This window comes from Paraburkholderia suaedae, assembly GCF_040812055.1.
Lineage (GTDB): Bacteria > Pseudomonadota > Gammaproteobacteria > Burkholderiales > Burkholderiaceae > Paraburkholderia.
This window is the reverse complement of the sequence record NZ_JBFOAH010000035.1, coordinates 24665-43516: the sequence shown is the minus strand read 5'-3', so window position 1 is coordinate 43516 and position 18852 is coordinate 24665. Positions and strand designations below refer to the sequence as shown.

Genomic DNA, 18852 nt, shown 5'->3' with positions numbered 1-18852 from the left:
GCTGGTTTGGCGGCCAGTCCTCAAAGCAGGCAAAGCGCGGATTGCGGCCGCGCGGCGGGCAAACCGTTCAATCGGGCGAGCGCAAAGACGGCTGCCACCGTTAGCGCTCCAGAATCGCGACCACCCCCTGGCCGCCTGCCGCGCAGATCGAGATCAGTCCACGCGCGGCGCCGGCCGGTTGCTCGAGCTGCGCGAGCATCTTCGCGAGGCCGGCGACGAGCCGTGCGCCCGTCGCCGCAAACGGGTGGCCGGTGGCGAGCGAGCCGCCGTTCACGTTCAGCTTTGCCCGGTCAAGCGCGCCGAGCGGGCCGGGCAAGCCGAGCTGGGTGCGGCAATATTCGTCATCCTGCCATGCCGCAAGCGTGCATAACACCTGGGCCGCGAAGGCTTCGTGGATTTCGTACAGATCGAAGTCCTGCAGCGTGAGGCCGGCGCGCGCGAGCATGCGCGGCACCGCATAGGCGGGCGCCATCAGCAGGCCTTCTTTCTGGTCGAAGAAATCAACCGCGGCCGTCTGCGACCAGCTCAGGTAGGCAAGCACCGGCAAGCCGCGCCGGGCTGCCCATTCATCGCTTGCGAGCAGCACCGCGGACGCGCCGTCGGTGAGCGGCGTCGAATTGCCGGCGCTCAGCGTGCCGGCGTCGCGGTCGAATACCGGCTTGAGCGCGGCGAGCTTTTCGAGCGTGAGATCCGTGCGCAGGTTGTTGTCGCGCGCGAGGCCGCGGTACGGCGTCATCAGGTCGTTGAAAAAGCCCCGTGCATAAGCGTCGGCGAGCTTGCGATGGCTCTCCCGCGCCAACACGTCCTGCGCCTCGCGCGAGATGTTCCAGCGCTTGGCCATCAGCTCGCAATGCTCGCCCATCGAGAGCCCGGTGCGCGGCTCGCGGTTGCGCGGCAGCAGAGGCTTGAGGAACATGCCGGGGCGCAGTCTGGCGAGCGCGCCGATGCGCTGCCCGGCTGTTTTGCTGCGATTCGCTTCGAGCAGGATCTGGCGCATCTGTTCGTTCACGCCGATCGGCGCATCCGAGGCGGAGTCGACGCCGCCCGCGATGCCCGCGTCGATCTGCCCGAGCGCGATCTTGTTGGCGACGAGGATCGTCGCTTCGAGTCCGGTGCCGCAGGCCTGCTGCACGTCGTAGGCAGGCGTCTGGCTGGCGAGCGTGGTGGACAGCACCGCTTCGCGCGTCAGATTGAAGTCGCGCGAATGCTTGATGACCGCGCCGGCCGCGACCTCGCCGAGCCGCTCGCCATGCAGCTCGTAGCGGTCGACCAGCCCTTGCAGCGTGAAGGTCAGCATGTCCCGATTCGACGCGCTCGCGTAGGCCGTGTTCGAGCGGGCAAACGGTATCCGGTTGCCCCCCACGATGGCGACGCGACGCACGGCGGGTAGCGGGTTGGACATGCTCGGCTCCTTGGTTGGTTCGCTGTCAACGGGCGCTATGGTGCGGGCGGGCGGGATCGACGGTCCCCGATCCGGCAAGGCCTGCGCGACGCCATGAATGCCGCCGGCGATGCTCGTGCGCCCGCGTCATTGCAGCCTCCACTGCATGCGGCCGCGCAAATGCGGCTTTGTTCCGGCGATGTCGCGCACCTCGATATCGCGTTCGATCAGCGACGGCGACGCGCTCCACAACGACGCCTCGCCCGGCAGCAGCAGCGGCTGCTTGAATTCCGCGCTGAGCGACGCTTCGGCCAGCGGCTTGGGCGGCTGCAGCGCGGAGGCGGCACGCGCGAGCGTCCACATGCCGTGGGCGATCGCGCGCGGAAAACCGAACGCCTTCGCCGACAACGCGGTGAGGTGGATCGGGTTGTAGTCGCCCGACACGCTCGCGTAGTCGCGGCCCAGTTGCGGCGCCAGTTGCCAGCGCGCGATACGTTGCAGCGGGGCCGGGCCCAGTTCGAGCGGATCGAGCGCGCTGCCGCTCGCCGGCACCGCGCGTTTCAGATAGACGCTGTCGCCGTCCCACACCGCTTCGCCGCGCCGGTACAGGCGCGTGTGCAGCACGAACGCCTGACCCTTGTCGTGCCGCAGCAGCGCGCCGAATTCCGCCTCGACGCGCAGCACGTCCTTGTAAGCGAGGGGCCGGCGCAAGCGCACATGGTTGGCGAGATGCACGAGCCCGAGCGCGGGCCATGGAAACGCCGGATCGGTCAGCATCAGCAGATGCAGCGGGAAGGCGAGCAGGTGCGCATAGGTGAGCGGCACGCCGTGCTCGGGGATGAAGCCGCACACGCGCGCGTAACGGGAGACCGGCTCGGGCTCCAGCGCGACGGCCGGGCGCACGAGCCGCAGCGCCGGCAGTTGCGGGCTAGGCGTGTGACGCCTGCCCTTGACGATGCCCGTCAACGCACGCGCATAGAGCCTGGCCGGTGTCGGCAAGGTTTCGATGACGACGGTTTTGGGCCGCGCCGCGCCCACCGAGCCGTTGCCGAACGGATCGCCTGGTTCGCGCATGCTCATGCTCCGATCAGGCTTTGTCCGCACACGCGCACCACCTGGCCCGTGACGCCCGCCGATCCAGGATGCGCGAGCCACGCGATGGTCTGCGCGACGTCGACCGGCTGGCCGCCCTGGCTCAACGAGTTCATGCGACGGCCCGCTTCGCGCAGCGCGAGCGGCATCTTCGCGGTCATGTGCGTTTCGATGAAGCCGGGCGCGACCGCGTTGATGGTGATGCCGCGCGCGCGCAAAGACGGCGCCATGCTTTGCACCCGGCCGATCACGCCGGCCTTCGAGGTCGCGTAGTTGGTCTGGCCGCGATTGCCCGCAATGCCGTTGATCGACGACACCGCCACGATGCGGCCGCCGTCGCGCAGAATGCCGGCGCCGAGCAGCGCGTCGTCGATGCGTTCCTGCGCGCTCAGATTGATGTCGATCACGCTTTGCCATGCGGCATCGCTCATCTTCGCGATGGTCTTGTCCTTCGTGATGCCGGCATTGTGCACGACGATGTCGACGCCCAGTTCGTCGAGCGCGGCGGCGATTCGCGCGGCGGCTTCCGGTGCGGCGATGTCGAAGGCGAGCGGGGTGCCGTTGAGCTGGCGCAGCGTGGCGTCGAGCGCGTCGCGTGCCGACGGAATGTCGATGCCGATCACGTGCGCGCCCTCGGCGGCCAGCACGCTCGCAATCGACGCGCCGATGCCGCGCGCAGCGCCCGTCACGACTGCACGCCGGCCCGCGAGCGGTTGCGCCCAGTCGAATGCGGGCGGCGCGCGGTGGTGAGCCGCGTGGGCCGGTTCGCTCAGGTCGCCTACGTCGCCCACGTCGCCCACGTCGCCCACGTCGCCCACGTCGCCCACGTCGCCCACACCGCCCACACCGCCCACACCGCCCACACCGCCCACACCGCCCACACCGCCCACACCGCCCACACCGCCCACACCGCCCACACCGCCCACACCGCCCACACCGCCCACACCGCCCACACCGCTCACACCGCTCACACCGCTCACACCGCTCACACCGCTCACACCGCTCACACCGCTCACGTCGATGCTCACCACCTGCCCCGACACATAGGCCGAGCGCGGCGACAGAAAGAAGCGCAGCGTCGCTTCCACGCCGTTTTCCGCGCCTTGCGCGACATACACGAGATTGGCGGTAATGCCGTGTCCCGCTTCCTTGCCGAGCGAGCGCGTCAGGCCTTCGAGCGCGCGCTGCGCGGTCCATTGGCGCGGGCTCGCGCAACGCTGCGGCGGCCGCCCGAGCACGACGATGCGGCCGCACTTGCCGAGCGAGCGCAGCGTGTCGTGGAAGAACTGGTGCACCGGCGCGAACTGGCTGCTGTCTTCGATCCCGCTCGCGTCGAACAGCAGTGCGGCGAGCCTGCCTGGCGAGCCGGGCTGCGCCGCTTCGAAGCGGCCGGTCATCAGACCGTGGCGGGTGGCGAGCGGCACCCACAGGCCCGCGCTCTCGTGCGCGACGCTCGTTACGCCGATGTTCGCCACCAGATTCGCGAGCGCATCGAACAGTCGCGGCTCGCGCGCTCCGCCGATCGCCACCAGCCCTTCGAACTCCGGCCGGTCCGCGCGATAGCGGCGCAGCACCTCGGGCCTGGGCAGCCCGAGCGAGCGCGCGAAGCGCGCGCCGAACGGCGAGTTGACGAACTTCAGGTAAGCGTCGTTCATATTGTTGTTTGCTCCGCTGGCCGGACGTGTGCCAGTGTGCACTGAGTTGAGCGCATCCGGTGCGCTTTGCCGCGAGGTTTTTCGCGCGTGAAGCGCACTCACGCGGTCAGTTCGAGCGCGTGGTCGAGCGCCTCCTGGCGGGTTTGCAGCCCGGCGAGCATGTCGAAGTCGGCCGGGAAGTCGTCGACGGCCACGACTTGCGCGCCGTAGCGCGCATAGTCGTCGAGCACCCGGCGCTCGTCCGCGTCGATCAGGCCTCGCTGCGAGGCGCTGTCGGTCCATGCGGCGAGTTCCACCAGGCTTTGCGGCATCGGCGCGAGCAGGCCTTGCCTGAGCGCGTCGCGCAGCTTCTGCTCGATCTGCGTGAAGCGCGGGTTCAGCTCGAACACCCGCTCCGCATAGCCGAGCGCGTCGCCGTCAGCATGCGGAACATAGGAGTCGGACACCAGACGCTCGCGCGCCGCGCCGGGCGTTTGCATCAGCTGGGCGATGTCGCCGCCGAGGCGGTCCGGCGGCTCGCGGTATGGCAGTCCTAACGGGAACGCGAGCACGCGCACGAGGCCGGCGGCGATGCGGTTCGGGTAATTGGCGAGCACGCCGTCGAGCGCGCGCTGCGCCCGGTACAGCGCGTCTTCGACGCCCCAGCGCACGAGCGGCAAGTCGGCCTCCTGACGGCCTTCGTCCTCGAAGCGCTTGAGCGTCGCCGAGATCAGGTACAACTGCGACAGCACGTCGCCGAGCCGGCCGGAGAGGCGCTCACGGCGTTTCAGAGCGCCGCCCAGCACCAGCATCGAGACGTCGGCGAGGAGCGCAAAGGCGGTCGACACGCGCGTTGCCGCGCGATAGTAGCCGTGCAGCGGCGCATACGCGGTGCGCGGCCTCGCGATCAGCGCGCCGCCTGTGATGCCGTACACGAAGCTGCGCACGACGTTCGAAAGCGTGAAGCTCACGTGGCCGAAGAACGCCTCGTCGAAATCGCGTAGCGCTCGGGTAAGGTCGGTATCGCGCGTTGCGGCCATTTCCTTCAGCAGATACGGATGGCAGCGGATCGCGCCCTGGCCGAAGATGATCAGGCAGCGCGTGAGGATGTTCGCGCCCTCCACGGTGATCGAGATCGGCATCTGCTGATAGGCGCGCGCGAGAAAGTTCGATGGCCCGAGGCAAATGCCCTTGCCGCCGGCCACATCCATGCCGTCGTTGATGACGCTGCGGGCGCGCTCGGTGATGTGATACTTGGCGATCGCCGAAATCACCGAGGGCTTTTCGCCCAGGTCCACCGCCTGCGCGGACAGCCGGCGTGCGGCGTCCATCACGTACAGATTGCCGCCCATGCGGCCGAGCGCTTCCTGCACCCCTTCGAACCGGCCGACGGCGGTGCGGAACTGGCGGCGAATCGCGGCATATGCGCCGGTGCCGCGCACAGCGAGCTTCGCCATCCCGACGTTCGACGACGGCAGCGAAATCGCGCGGCCTGCCGCGAGGCATTGCATCAGCATGCGCCAGCCGTTGCCGACCTGCGCGCGGCCGCCGATCACCCAATCCAGCGGAACGAACACGTCCTTGCCCGAGTTCGGGCCGTTCTGGAACACCGCGTTCAGCGGCCAGTGACGGCGGCCAATGGTCACGCCCGGGTGATGGGTTGGAATCAGCGCGCAGGTGATGCCGGGCTCGTCGCTCGGTCCGAGCAGGTGATCCGGGTCGAGCGCGCGAAACGCGAGGCCGAGCACGGTGGCAATCGGCCCGAGGGTGATGTAGCGCTTGTCCCACGTCACGCGAAAGCCCAGCGTCTCGCGGCCTTCGAAGCTACCCTTGCAGACGATGCCGATGTCCGGAATTGCCGCTGCGTCGGAGCCGGCGTAAGGGCTCGTCAACGCGAAGCAGGGAATTTCGTCGCCGCACGCAAGGCGCGGCAAGTAGTGGTTCTTCTGTTCGTCGGTACCGTAATGCATCAGCAGTTCGGCGGGGCCGAGCGAGTTCGGCACCATCACCGAAACGGCGGCGGCCGAGCAGCGCGTGGCGAGCTTCATGATGACCTGCGAATGCGCATACGCGGAGAACTGCTTGCCGCCGTACTGCTTCGGAATGATCATGCCGAGAAAGCCGCGCTCCTTGATGAACCGCCACGCGGCCGGCGACACGTCCTGCCAGAGCGCGGTGGTTTCCCAGTCGTTCGCCAGATCGCAAAGCTGCTCGCATTCGACGTCGAGGAATGCCTGCTCTTCGGGCGTCAGGGTGGGCGGGCCGTAGCCGAGCAGCTTGTCCCAGTGCGGGCGTCCCGAGAACAGCTCCGCGTCCCACCAGATGGTGCCGGCTTCGATCGCCTCACGCTCGGTCGGCGACATCGCCGGCAAGCTGTTGCGGAAGATATCGAGCATCGGTTTGGCCAGCCACGCGCGGCGCAGCGGCTTGAGTGTGAGCAGCAGGGCAGGGAGGACCAGCACGATCGCAAGCAGTGTCGTGGCGATGGCACCCGCTGCGCCGCTGACCTGCGCGGCCGCCAGCCAGACGATCATCGTGACCAGCCACCACGACGCGCGCGCCTGCATGTAGACGAGCGCCAGAGCGGCAATGACGAGTATCAGGACGAACCACGACATGATGTTTCCTCCTGTTTCGATGATGCTTGAACGACGCATCCATGGCGCGCGGGATGGCTCGCGTTTCGATGATGTGTGTCAGCGCCCCGGCTTCTTTCTGTGGCGGTTGCGATGCTTCGATACGAGTTGTTATTGCTGTTGCGCCGCGGGTGTGCCGTTAATCGCGCCTGTCGATTCCTGCGCGCCGTGTTGATAGTTCGACCGTGTGAGATGGCTTAGGTGCGCAGTCCGCAAGCGTGGATCGAACATGCACGGTTCGTGGTGATGCGCTTGCCTGCGTGCCGCTTCGCTGTGTTGCGATTCCCGCTGCGTGTCAGATCCGTTGATGGGGCGGCCTCGTAGCGTTGCTGTTGCGGCTCTGCATCTGCGGCGTGCTGATCATGTTGCGCCTCAGGATAAGGAAGGACGGGTAAGGCGATCAAGGATCATGGTGGATTAACTCCTCTAGAAGAGCTGAAAAGGCCATCTTTCGTTGCGCGTCGCATCAAATGGCACGCAAACGAAAAGGCCGTTCCGGTCGGAACGGCCTGATATGCGTTGCTACACCGCGACGCGCTTATTGCTTTGCGCGGGGCTTCGAACCGCCTTGCCGGCTATCGTCAGCGAGAACGCGGACGAAACAGCCGTTGCCTTCAAATGCTCAAACGTGTCCTCCCACCGGGCTTCCTGCGGCATGGGCGGTCACCTCTTCGGCCGAGCGCGTCATGTCGATGCCGCGCCGCTCGCGGCTAAACGGAATCAGCGCGGCAATCACGACGGCGACGACGCCGATCACCACCGCCATCACGAGCGCGTAGTCGTTGCCGTGCGCTTCGGCGGCGCTCGCCTGCAACGGACCGTTGACCGACGCGATCAGATTGCCGAGCTGGTACACGAGGCCGGGGAAGGTCGCGCGGATTTCATCGGGCGAGATTTCGTTCAGGTGCACCGGAATGACGCCCCACGCGCCTTGCACGGAGATCTGCATCAGGAACGCGCCCAGCGCGAGCAACACAGGTGTGCTCGAGAACGCCCACAGGGGCAGCACCGGCAACGCGATCAGCGCGGCGATGAAGATTGCGCGCTTGCGTCCGATCTTTTCGGAGAACCAGCCGAAGAACAGCCCGCCGCAGATCGCACCGATGTTCAACGTAATCGTGATCCACGACACCGTATGCGCGTCGAACTGACGCTGCACGCGCAGGAAGGTCGGATACAGATCCTGCGAGCCGTGCGAGAAGACGTTGAACGCGGTCATCAGCACGATCGCGTAAAGCGACAAGCCGACGTTCTGCTTCAAGGTGGCGATGAGGCCAGGCCGCGCTCTCTTTTCGAGCGTCTTGAAGGCCGGCGATTCCGGCACGTGCGCGCGCACATACAGCACGAGCAGTGCGGGCAGCACGCCGACGAAGAACATGCCGCGCCAGCCGATGTATTGGTAGAACACGCCGAACACGATCGACGCTAGCAAGTAGCCGCTCGGATAGCCTGCCTGCAGCAGGCCGGAGACGATGCCGCGAGATTTGGGCGGCACGGTTTCCATGGTCAGTGCGCCGCCTACGCCCCATTCGCCGCCCATCGCAATGCCGAACAGCGCGCGCAGCACCAGCAAGGTGATCAGGTTCGGCGACAAGCCGGACAGCAGTTCGAGCAGCGAGAAACACGCGATGTTGAGCATCAGCGTGGGGCGGCGGCCGTACTTGTCGGCGAGCCAGCCGAAGATCAATGCGCCGACCGGACGCATCATCAAGGTCAGCATGATCGCGACCGCAACCGACGGAATGGTCGTATTGAATTCTGCCGCGATGTCTTTCAATACGAACACCATCAGGAAGAAATCGAATGCGTCGAGCGTCCACCCGAGATAGGCGGCGATCGTGACGTTCCTTTGTTCGCGTGTCCAGTTCATTGATTGTTCTCCTCTGTCTCCAGTGACCCGTGTCCGACGACGGGTGGCTACGGCCGCTGATAATGGCTTCCGGCGAGTGTACGCCGACCGTTAAGCACTTGCATGATTGAACCGGTATTTAACGGCTATTACTGCGGCAGCAATTCTCATGCTGGCGGGATGCGAGATGTCGGAAGAATGTAATTGTTGTATTAGCCGCGTGGGGTTTGCGTTCGTTTTCCGTAAGGTGGGCGGGTTCCATGGCGCCCGTGGACGGCTTTCCGCACAGCGATATCCAATGATGGCGATTCTGCAGTTGCGCAAAGCGATCTCGCCGACTCCCGCTCAAGGGTTTTCCTTAGCCTCCGGCATGGCAACAATTCCGATGGTTGGTCGCCGGTGGACATGCTAGGATTTCTTTCAAACAACTCCGGAAACTGCTATGCCTTTCATTTGCGAGAATGTTGAATGTCGTGCCGTGCTGGCGCGCGGGCAGGTCAGATCCAATCATGAGGAGGCGGGGTGGTGTTTCTACTGCCCGGACTGCAACGCGAGGAACGAGTTGAAAGACATCGGCATACCTGGGAGTCCTGCCGAGTTGGTTCAGCCAGAAAGATCCGGTCTTCCGCATAAGGTCGTAGCGACTGCCCGACCATTGGAGGACGGCAGGTACGCAGCGCAATTGCGCGTCCAGAGAGCACTCGGTATGAAAGGCACTTACGCGGTCGAAGAACACTGGGAGGAGCTTGGTGTATTCCTCGACGCACAAGCGGCCGTAGCGCATGCGAAGTCTATGGCCGCAGACTTGCTGGAGCGAAAGGCCTAGTCTGAAGTGGCGCTGGATTGCGCGATAGGTGATGATGCGCGGAGGTTGACGGTCTACTACCGTAGGTCCGCGCGACAATCCGGTGCTACACAGTGCGCATGCGTGCGGAAACCGGTGCGGCTTCCGGTGCCTTCGATTTGCGCTATTAACGGGTACCGTACTATTCCGATGACTATTCCAGACGCGAGGTAGTCGGTCCCGATTCGATGCGGCAATTCACGAAGCAGCACTGGCAGCGAGTTTGATGAACAGTCTGGCCGCTTCATTGCTGTGCGACAAGGCACGCAAAGCAAGAGAGAGCGCTAGCTGTGCGTCGTGCGAGACCGCGCTACGGTCCTGTTCGAAGAGCTTGACCGCGTGTCGCATGTGCTGCGCGGCCTGCGTGTGAAGCTCCACCGCCGCCGCGTGATGCTTCGCTACGTCGGCCGCGGTGACGAGTGAGCCGGTCGATGCAGACGTTGTCGGGGGCGCATTGGCGGTATGCGCGCCAGCGTCGTGTGCCTGATCGATTGCGTGCAATGTGTGGCCAAGGGCCATCATCGCCTGATGCGCCGCGTGCGCAAAGTCTCGACCGTCCTCGAAATGCCGCGACGCCTCGCGGTGATGTCGCGCGGCCTGCTCGTGGTGCGACGCCGCGGCTTCGAGATGACCTTTCTTGCTGTGCTTCCCATTCATGCCGGCTCCTGTGAAGTTCTTCTGGACTGACTCCGATGGCGACCGATTCGAAGACGCAGTGGCGGGTCGCAAACCAGAAGATCTTAATTTACACGCAGTTGCACCTTCTGTAACTCCTCATTCAATGTTCGCTGGCCGCTGACCATTCCTTCGATTGAAACGGTAATGGAGAGTCCGGGGCACGCAGGAGAAGCCGCGTGAAGTCGTGTGACGCTGCTGGCTAGCAATTGGCAATTGGCAATTGGCAATTGGCAATCGGCAATCGGCAATCGGCAATCGGCAATCGGCAAGCAAGAGCGCCGTGCACCTGGCCATCGCAATCTCGATTGGTAACGGTGCGTTCCGCGTCACCGTCAAATGGCCTATTCTTTATCTACGAACGGATCAATTTACGGCGATCCCTCGGTCGACGCATTTCGACGGAAGAGCAAGGCCCGGCTTGCTGCGTCCAACACCATAGCTGCCACTATGAACAGTATCGATGGGGTTCTCGAAAGCTATCTGGCAAGACTCAATTTTTGCCCGTTATGTAACCATGCGATAAACGCGGTCGCGAGTTTTTACTCATTCAAGGGGCTGGTGCTCCTTCCCCTCTTGTGGTGGTTATGGTTCCGCCCGGGCGAGCGCGCGCAATGGAGGCGCGAAGTCGTTATCGCCACGACGCTGAGCGGTATATTGGCGCTTTTCATAGGACGTGCGCTCGCCGACTTTTTGCCGTTCCGCGCGCGGCCGATCAACACCCCGGGCCTGCATGAGCACTTCGTGTCTATTTTGCACCGGGAAAGCATGCTGCCAACCTGGAGTTCCTTTCCTAGCGATCACGCCATACTATGGACGTCCGTAGCGGTCGGTATCTTCATCGCTTCACGCACGGTCGGCATCTTTGCACTGCTCTATACCGCGCTTTTCATTTGCGCTCCGCGCGCTTATCTGGGTTTTCATTACCCCACCGACTTGCTTGCGGGCGCGGCGATGGGCATTGTGATTACTTACGTCATGACGCGCGACGCTATCCGAAGTCTTTACGCGCCCAGCGTGCTGCGATGGATGGATCGCTACCCTGGCGTTTCGGCGATGCTTGCGTTTGTGCTCTGCCTGGAACTGGTCACACAGTTCGAAGAACTAAGGAAATTCGCAAGTTCTTTAACCAAAGTGATCTGAGACGTGGGGTTTTTCATGATTCGTGCTCAGCAGCGCGAGATAGCCCGTCATGGGTGCGCATACCCAGGCGGCAGAGGTCCGGGAACCATCCCACGCGCTGCGTGTTCCGTTCGAGCGGCTTACCAGCCGTAGAAACGCGGCCACGTTTGTACACTGCCGCGCGTGGCACAGGAGCTTGGTGGCAAGTCACCGAACATTGTGCTACCTGACGCCGATCTGCCGCGAGCCGTCTTGCTCGGCGTCGCCGCCGCGTTCCGGAACATGGGCCAGTCGTGCAGCGCGCCGACCCGCATGATCGTGCCGCGCAATGTCGCGGTCCAGGTCGAAGCGCTGGCCCTTGCGGCGACCGAACAGATGATCGTCGGCGACCCGTTCGCCGAAGCGACGACCCACGGCCCGCTCGCCAATCGCGCGCAGTTCGGCAGGGTGCAGCGGATCATCGAGGCAGGCATCGATGAAGGCACGAACCTGATTGCGGGTGGCGCTGGAAGACCCGCCGGATTCAGCAAGGGCTTTTACGCACGCCCGACGATCTTCTCGGATGTCCGCACCGACATGACGATTGCGCAACAGGAAATCTTTGGGCCGGTCCTCGCGATCCTTCCTTACGACACGGTCGAAGAAGCGATCGCCATCGCGAACGATACCGTGTACGGCCTGGGCGCGGCACGTGCAAGGCAGCGACAGGGAACTGCTGCGCTCGGTCGCCGCTCGCATCCAGTCCGGCCAGGTGCATCTGAACTAGCCGGCATGGGACCCACAGGCTCCGTTCGGGGGATACAAGCAGTCTGGCAACGGGCGCGAGTATGGCATCGAGGGCATGGAAGAGTACATGGAGGTCAAGTCGATCCTCGGGTACTACGCATGAATCGTTGCAGCTGACAAACACGTTAGCCGATCACCATTCCGGCCTCGCCCAGCGAGCGCTCCAGCTGCAACTGCGGATACGCGCGATCGACCGCGCGCACGTCGCCGCGCGTTTCGCCGATGATCCAGTCGCGCACGGCGGCCGCGACCGGCCGCAGCGCGCGACTCTCCGGCCACGCCAGGCAGCACCGTCGGTTGGTGACGATCAATTCCTGCTCTGCCGGCAAGAGCGCCCCGTCCAGCAGCCAGTACGACACCACGTTGAGCCAGCCGAGCGCAACACCCTGGCCGAGCAACGCGGCCTGCACGACGATCGCATAGTCGTTGAAGCTCAGCATGCTGGTAGCGTGCCGCCCGTGTGCCGCAAACGCCTGGAAGCGGTCGTGCCAGCCCCGCTCGCCGTCGTCCATGACGATCACCGTGTCGCCGTGCGCGCGGCCCGCCTCGCTGAGCGCGCTCTCGTGATAGCGGCGGTTGCACACCGGCAGCAGCGTCTCCGGCATGACCAGCACGCAGTTCTCGCCCATCTCGCCTTCGTGCATGAAGCGCATGCCGAGATCGACATCGACTAGCGGCCCGCCGATCCGCCCCGAAATCAACTGAAACCGCAAGTCGACGTTCGGAAACGCCTCATTCAGCCGGTTCATGCGCGGCATCAGCCAGTGCGTGGTAAAGGCCGTGGACACCGACAGCGTGACCGACTCGACGCCGGTGGCGCGCGCCTCGATCTCGCGTATCGCGCCTTCAATGCCGTTGAAGCCTTCGGAGATTTTCCGGTAAAGGATTCTGCCGTTCTCGGTCAGCTCGATGCCGCCGCGCACGCGCTCGAAGAGGCGCACGCCGAGACGGTCTTCCATGCGCGCCAGCATGCGGCTCACCGCAGGCTGGCTCACGTATAACTCCTGCGCGGCGCGCGTGAAGTTGCCGCAGCGCGCGGCAGCTTCGAACACGAACAGCGCATTGGCGCTCGGCAGTTTTTTGCGAAGGTTAGGCATGACCTGATGTTATGCCTTGTCCAACCATTTGGGAATTGCCGCCAGACAGGGCGCCGCCTATGTTTTCCCTAAGGCAGGCGTGTACAGTGGGACGGGACGAAATGGACGCACGACCGAAAACGGGTGTTTCGATCGGATCGGCAGAGAAACGTTATGGGCCGTGCATCGCGTCGATTTCCCTGCGACCTTTCGCAAGATTGAGCCATTCTGTGCGCTGCGGACGCACCGGTCTCGCCGCTGCAGGTTTGGATTTGCACGAGCGACGCATTCCGAAAGTGCTGGTGCTCGTGGGCCTTGCGCTCGCGTTCGCAGTGCAGTGGGGCCTGCACGGAGCAGGCCTGGGCATCCAGCGCTGGACGTTGGGGCTGCTCACCCGAGGCGGCCTGTTCTTGCCGCTCTACCTGTTGCGCGGCATGGGTGCGGGGGACGCGAAGCTGATGGCGGCCGTGCGCGCGTTCGTCGGGCCGGAGCTTGCGCTGGAGATCGTGCTGGTGACTTGCGTCATGGGCGGCGTCTGGGCGCTCGCAGCAGTTGCCTTCAAGCGCGCGGCGAGGTCCGTCGGCATCCATATGCTGGCTATCCTGCTTTCGCGGGGCGGACAGTGCGGTGAGACAGGCAAGGGCGGCGCATCGTCTTCTGTCGGATCGCTGCCGTATGGCGCGGTCATCGCCCTGGGCACGCTGAGCATCATGGTCGTGCACACGGGGCAGGGTATCGGTTGACGGCTAGCCGGCTTTACGCAACACAGTAGAGCCCACATCGAGGGGCAAAAGAAAGGATTGCAGAACATATCTTCAGCTATGTGGCGATGCTCCACGGGCTTGCCGATCCAGCACGCGTTACGTTATTGCCAGCCGTCCGCGCGCAATGCTTCACGGTGGGCCTGTTGCTGTTCTCCCGCGTCCCGCTGCGGCGCGACTGGACGCCGTTCGCATGTATCTGTTCGATGGGCGCTTCATATTACTTTCTCGCGGTTCGGCTCGGCCCGGGTGTCCAGGTTGTGCCCGAGCCGGTGAGTGCGGCGTTACAGGTCGCCGGGATCTGCTGGCAGCTGTTTGCAAAGCTTTGGTGCGCCGCTCGCTCGCGATTTTGCCGGCGAACCGCGGGGCCGTTTCCACGGGCGCATACCGTTTCGTAAGACAGCCGATGTATCTGGCTATTTCATTGGAGACATAGGCTTCCTGCTATCGAACTTCGGCTTACAGAACCTCTTGGTGTACGCGATTCAGTTTGCGTTACAGGGCGGCAGAATCGCGCGGGAGGAACGGCTGTTGAGCAACGACGCGCTGTATCGTGCATAGAAGCACAGTGCGATATCGCGTCCTGCCGGGACTCCACTGAATGCGTTATGGACGTGCCGTTGCAATCGCAGCCGGTGCCGGCCGAAGGCTATGCCGAGGTGCGCATATGCGAGGGTGCCGGCACCCCTGCTTCGTGTATGCCTCGCCAGTCACGCGTTCGATTCAGCGCTGCCCGGATAGACGACCGTGCCATCGGCTTGAATGACAGCACCCACCGTAAGATGCGCGGGTTCCAGGCGGTGCCTCGCCATAATATGGAAAACCGTTTCGCCCCGCGCGATTAGATGATCGGCAACGATGCGCCGGTGACACCACCACCAGATAGCTTCCGAACACATGACGGCGCAACGCCGCTTGCGCCCCTTTTCCATGAGATGGTCCAGGGCCGCGCGGAAATCTGCTGAGAGGGCATAGTCGGCGCAGTTATGAAAGCTGCTGTTTTCCCAGAAGCCGTTGGCATCCGGGGGCAAGGTCAGCGCTTTTCCGCGACGTCCGCCCAGGGCGGCAATATGTTCGTACGAGATATCGAATGCATCCAGCGCGTCGGGAAGGGTTTCTTCGTTGAACTGCGGATTGGACCTCGACCTGGGAATCTTTCTGATGTCCGCGAGCGTACCGATGCCGGCAGCGCTCAGCAGTCCGATAAATTCTTCAAGGGTTCGGTTCGAATGACCGATCGTGTAGAACGGAAGCCTCATACCTCGCCTTTTCCGATGTGGATTCACGAGTGCTCTTCGCATGGGCCGCGACAGGATCTATGGTCAGCATACCGCCTGTTACTCGCAACTGTTTGTGGTCGCGCCAATCGTCACGCTACTCATCGTGGCAGGCGGGCGAGTACGTCGACAGTGAGCGACGTAGGCAATCAGGCCGCTGGTTGATTGCTTGAGCGCGCGCAGGAAATCGGGCAGTTCTGGTTCGAGGAGATGGGGGTAGGGCTTCGGCTTCCGGGCGGGTGTCGCGATGACCTGGCTTGCCGTATTTCCACTCGAACGCCAATAAAACAAAAAACCCCGAAAATTCAACGATTTACGGGGTCTTCTGAACTTCTTTAAACGGCCTTACTTGTGGTGCCCAGGAGAGGACTCGAACCTCCACGGTGTTGCCACCGCTAGGACCTGAACCTAGTGCGTCTACCAATTCCGCCACCTGGGCACATCTTCAAGCTAGACCGCTATTTTAGCGAGGTGGTGCAGCGTGTCAATGCCCACTGCAAACAAACTCCGCCTTCGAACTGCCCGGTTCAGCCGATCAGAAAAGCGCTGCTTTCCTTACCCAACTACCGTCCTGCTAACGACGCCAGCAACGCGCGAACCGAACCACATCTTCACATAAAAACTGAAGCCGCCCGTAGGCGGCTTCAGTGTTGAATCTGGTGCCCAAGAGAGGACTCGAACCTCCACAGTGTTGCCACCGCTAGGACCTGAACCTAGTGCGTCTACCAATTTCGCCACCTGGGCAGGTGATGACCAGCAAAGACCGACATTATAGCGACAGATTAGGACCTGTCAAGCGCCTCGCAAAACTTGCTCCAACAAGCCGCCGACGCCGCCGCGTACGCCTTCGCGCGACTATTGACGGGCCGCGTGGCGCGCGAGACGGGTGTTAGAATGCCTGGCAGTAGTTCGTTGGCACGGTGCGCACACGCCCGTCGACTCAGCCTTGAACGAGCCGGACCCGAGCAGTTTCCAGTGCAATCGCAACTGCGAATCAAGCGCAGCGCAAACGCATTCCAAGCCGAGCCACATCGCCGACCGACGTCCATGCAACGAGAAAAAATCATCGACAAGCCCTTGAGCAAATTCCCGTATCCGATTCCAAGCCGCGAAGAAATTCTTGGCGTCCTGCGCACGAGTGAAGCGCCGCTTGCCGCGAACGACATCGCCGAAGCGCTGTCGATCAAGCGCCAGGAGCGCGAAGGATTTTTCAAGCGCCTCGGCGCGATGGAGCGCGACGGCCAGATCCGGCTCGATCAGCGCAATCTCTATCAGCTGACGCATCCGTCGAACTTCGTGGCGGGCCGTGTGCAGGGTCATCGCGACGGCTACGGCTTCCTGATTCGCGACGACGGCCAGGACGATCTGTTTCTGCCCACCGCCGAGATGCAAAAGGTCATGCACAACGACCGCGTGCTCGCGCGCATCGTCGGTTATGACCGGCGCGGCCGTCCGGAAGGGCACGTCGTCGAGGTCACGGATCGCGCCAACAAGCGCGTGATCGGCCGGCTGCTCAATGAAAACGGCGCGCTGATCGTCGCGCCCGAAGACAAGCGCATCGGCCACGACATTCTGATCACGCAGAACACCAAGAAAGCCAAGGTCGGCCAGGTGGTGGTGGTCGAGCTGACCGATTTTCCGAGCCGGCACTCGCAGCCGCTAGGCCGCGTGGCCGAGGTGCTCGGCGATATCGACGACCCCGGCATGGAAATCGAAATCGCGGTGCGCAAATACGGCGTGCCGCACGAGTTCAGCGCCGACGCGCTAGCCGAAGCCGCGAAGCTGCCCGACGAAGTCCGTCCCGTCGACGCACGCCACAGGATCGATCTGCGCGACGTGCCGCTCGTCACGATCGACGGCGAAGATGCGCGCGACTTCGACGACGCGGTGTATTGCGAGCCGATCCAGGTCGGCCGCGGCGAGGGCTTCCGGCTGATCGTCGCGATCGCGGACGTGTCGCACTACGTGCTGCCCAACAGCGGGCTCGACGCCGACGCGATCGAGCGCAGCACCTCGGTGTACTTCCCACGCCGCGTGATTCCGATGCTGCCGGAGAAGCTGTCGAACGGTTTGTGCTCGCTTAATCCGCATGTCGACCGTTGCGTGCTGGTGTGCGACATGGTCGTCACCGCGCGCGGCGAAGTGAAGGGGTATCAGTTCTATCCGGGCGTGATGCACTCGGCCGCGCGGCTGACCTATACGGAAGTCGCCGCGGTGCTGAAAAACACCAAGGGTCCGGAGGCCACGCGCCGCGCCGCATTGCTGCCGCAATTGCAGAATCTGTACGGCGTCTACAAGTCACTTTTCGCGGCGCGTCAGAAACGCGGCGCGATCGATTTCGATACCACCGAGACCTACATCGTCTGCAATGCGCAGGGCAAGATCGAACAGATCGTGCCGCGCACCCGCAACGACGCGCATAAGCTGATCGAGGAGTGCATGCTAGCCGCGAACGTCTGCGCGGCCGATTTCCTCAAGCGCCACAAGCATCCGGGACTGTTCCGCGTGCACGCCGGGCCGACCGCGGAGAAGCTCGAAAATCTGCGCACGTTCCTGCGCGGCATGGGCCTCACGCTCGGCGGGGGCGACACGCCGCACGCGAGCGACTACGCCGCGCTGATGGCGCAGATCCGCGAGCGGCCCGATGCACAGATGTTGCAAACCATGCTGCTGCGCTCGATGCAGCAGGCGGTCTACAGTCCGGAGAACATCGGCCACTTCGGTCTCGCGTACGAGGCGTATGCGCACTTCACGAGCCCGATCCGCCGCTATCCCGACCTGCTCACGCATCGCGCGATCTACGCGATCCTGCAAGGCCGCAAATATCAGCCGCAGCCGCCGCAAGGCGTCGAGCTCAATACGGCGCTCTCGCCGCGTGCCCGCGCCATGCAACAGGCCGACGACGAAAAGCGCGGCCGGCAGCGCGGCAACCATGTCGCGATCTGGGAGGAACTGGGGCTGCACTGCTCGGCCAACGAGCGCCGCGCGGACGAAGCGTCGCGTGACGTCGAAGCCTGGCTGAAGTGCTACTTCATGCGCGACAAGCTCGGCGAGGAGTATGGCGGCATGGTGAATGGCGTCACGTCGTTCGGCATTTTCGTGCAGCTCGATTCGCTGTTCATCGAAGGACTCGTGCACGTCACCGAACTCGGCTCGGACTACTTCCAGTACGACGAAATCAAGAACGAGTTGCGCGGCGAGCGCACCGGCATTCGTTACCGTCTGTCCGATCGCGTGCGCGTGCAGGTGAGCCGCGTCGATCTCGACGCACGCAAGATCGACTTCCGGCTCGTGCGCGACACGCCGATCAAGCCGCCGGCCGCGCGCGGCTCGCTGGCCGACAAGGGTTCGAGTGACACTGGCGGCGCGCGCGTGCGCGCGTTGCCGCCGCTCGAGGGTGGCGCGGCGGCGCCGGGCGCGCGGCGCAATAAGGCCGCCTCCGGGCAAAGCGCAGCCGTTAGCGAGGCGCGCGCCGCACGTGGCGCGCCGAAGAAGCACGGCGCTGCGGCCCAGGCGGCGCCGAAAGCGACCGCACGCAAGAAGCGCTGAAACGCTCACTCGTCCTGAACCGCGCGCATCGGGCACGTTCCTACGTGCCGGTTGCGCGCGGTCTGCGTTTTATCGCAGCCACGGCTGCAGGGACGTACGCCCTGACGTACGCACTGGCGTCCGCGCGGCAGGTAGCTACAAACCATTACTCGAGCGAAGCACTCAGGCTC

At 64.1% G+C, this 18852-nt stretch carries 12 protein-coding genes, 2 tRNA genes and 1 pseudogene; 5 read left to right on the top strand and 10 right to left on the bottom strand.

Going from position 1 to position 18852, the window contains the following annotated elements; all coding sequences use genetic code 11:
- Nucleotides 1-100 precede the first annotated feature (100 nt).
- The 5 genes from ABQJ48_RS32235 to ABQJ48_RS32215 all read right to left on the bottom strand — a co-directional run bounded on the left by ABQJ48_RS32235 (nt 101) and on the right by ABQJ48_RS32215 (nt 8613).
- Nucleotides 101-1402, bottom strand: coding sequence for an acetyl-CoA C-acetyltransferase (locus tag ABQJ48_RS32235; RefSeq protein ID WP_367841986.1), 1302 nt, complete (start codon nt 1400-1402; stop codon nt 101-103).
- A 126-nt stretch (nt 1403-1528) separates the two neighbouring features.
- A complete protein-coding gene (locus ABQJ48_RS32230) occupies nt 1529-2455 on the bottom strand; it encodes a MaoC family dehydratase (RefSeq protein WP_367841985.1) in 927 nt (308 codons plus the stop codon).
- A gap of 2 nt (nt 2456-2457) precedes the next feature.
- Nucleotides 2458-4128, bottom strand: coding sequence for a 3-oxoacyl-ACP reductase (locus ABQJ48_RS32225; RefSeq protein ID WP_473094221.1), 1671 nt, complete (start codon nt 4126-4128; stop codon nt 2458-2460).
- A 98-nt stretch (nt 4129-4226) separates the two neighbouring features.
- Nucleotides 4227-6725, bottom strand: coding sequence for an acyl-CoA dehydrogenase (locus ABQJ48_RS32220; protein ID WP_367841984.1), 2499 nt, complete (start codon nt 6723-6725; stop codon nt 4227-4229).
- A gap of 640 nt (nt 6726-7365) precedes the next feature.
- Nucleotides 7366-8613 carry an MFS transporter gene (locus ABQJ48_RS32215; RefSeq protein ID WP_367841983.1) on the bottom strand — a complete coding sequence of 416 codons (1248 nt, stop codon included), beginning with the start codon at nt 8611-8613 and terminating at the stop codon, nt 7366-7368.
- A 421-nt stretch (nt 8614-9034) separates the two neighbouring features.
- On the opposite strand from ABQJ48_RS32215, the gene ABQJ48_RS32210 reads away from it, so the two are divergent.
- The gene (locus tag ABQJ48_RS32210; RefSeq protein ID WP_367841982.1) at nt 9035-9418 is read left to right on the top strand and encodes a hypothetical protein; all 384 of its coding nucleotides are present in this window, start codon (nt 9035-9037) and stop codon (nt 9416-9418) included.
- A gap of 216 nt (nt 9419-9634) precedes the next feature.
- Here the strand turns inward: ABQJ48_RS32210 and ABQJ48_RS32205 are convergent, their stop codons facing one another.
- Nucleotides 9635-10093, bottom strand: a complete 459-nt coding sequence (locus ABQJ48_RS32205; RefSeq protein ID WP_367841981.1) for a hypothetical protein — start codon at nt 10091-10093, stop codon at nt 9635-9637.
- Nucleotides 10094-10561: 468 nt separating this feature from the next.
- Here ABQJ48_RS32205 and ABQJ48_RS32200 point away from each other — a divergent pair, with 468 nt between their 5' ends.
- Nucleotides 10562-11254, top strand: coding sequence for a phosphatase PAP2 family protein (locus ABQJ48_RS32200; RefSeq protein ID WP_367841980.1), 693 nt, complete (start codon nt 10562-10564; stop codon nt 11252-11254).
- Between the two features lie 150 nt (nt 11255-11404).
- Nucleotides 11405-12122 (top strand): annotated as a pseudogene (locus ABQJ48_RS32195) (aldehyde dehydrogenase family protein); the annotation flags it as partial.
- 22 nt (nt 12123-12144) lie between these two features.
- Here ABQJ48_RS32195 and ABQJ48_RS32190 read toward each other — a convergent pair.
- Entirely contained in the window at nt 12145-13116 is a 972-nt protein-coding gene (locus ABQJ48_RS32190; RefSeq protein WP_367841979.1) for a LysR family transcriptional regulator, read from the bottom strand.
- Nucleotides 13117-13325: 209 nt separating this feature from the next.
- On the opposite strand from ABQJ48_RS32190, the gene ABQJ48_RS32185 reads away from it, so the two are divergent.
- Nucleotides 13326-13838 (top strand): A24 family peptidase, encoded by a 513-nt coding sequence (locus ABQJ48_RS32185; protein WP_367841978.1) that lies wholly within the window; start codon nt 13326-13328, stop codon nt 13836-13838.
- A gap of 728 nt (nt 13839-14566) precedes the next feature.
- Here ABQJ48_RS32185 and ABQJ48_RS32180 read toward each other — a convergent pair.
- The 3 genes from ABQJ48_RS32180 to ABQJ48_RS32170 form a co-directional block, all read right to left on the bottom strand.
- Nucleotides 14567-15115: a DUF488 domain-containing protein gene (locus tag ABQJ48_RS32180; protein WP_367841977.1), complete on the bottom strand. Its 549-nt coding sequence runs from the start codon at nt 15113-15115 to the stop codon at nt 14567-14569.
- Between the two features lie 370 nt (nt 15116-15485).
- A tRNA-Leu gene (locus ABQJ48_RS32175) sits at nt 15486-15572 on the bottom strand.
- A gap of 218 nt (nt 15573-15790) precedes the next feature.
- Nucleotides 15791-15877: transfer RNA gene (locus ABQJ48_RS32170), tRNA-Leu, on the bottom strand.
- Between the two features lie 303 nt (nt 15878-16180).
- Between ABQJ48_RS32170 and rnr the strand changes: the two genes are divergently transcribed.
- Nucleotides 16181-18682 carry a ribonuclease R gene (gene rnr / locus ABQJ48_RS32165; protein ID WP_367841976.1) on the top strand — a complete coding sequence of 834 codons (2502 nt, stop codon included), beginning with the start codon at nt 16181-16183 and terminating at the stop codon, nt 18680-18682.
- Nucleotides 18683-18852: the final 170 nt, after the last annotated feature.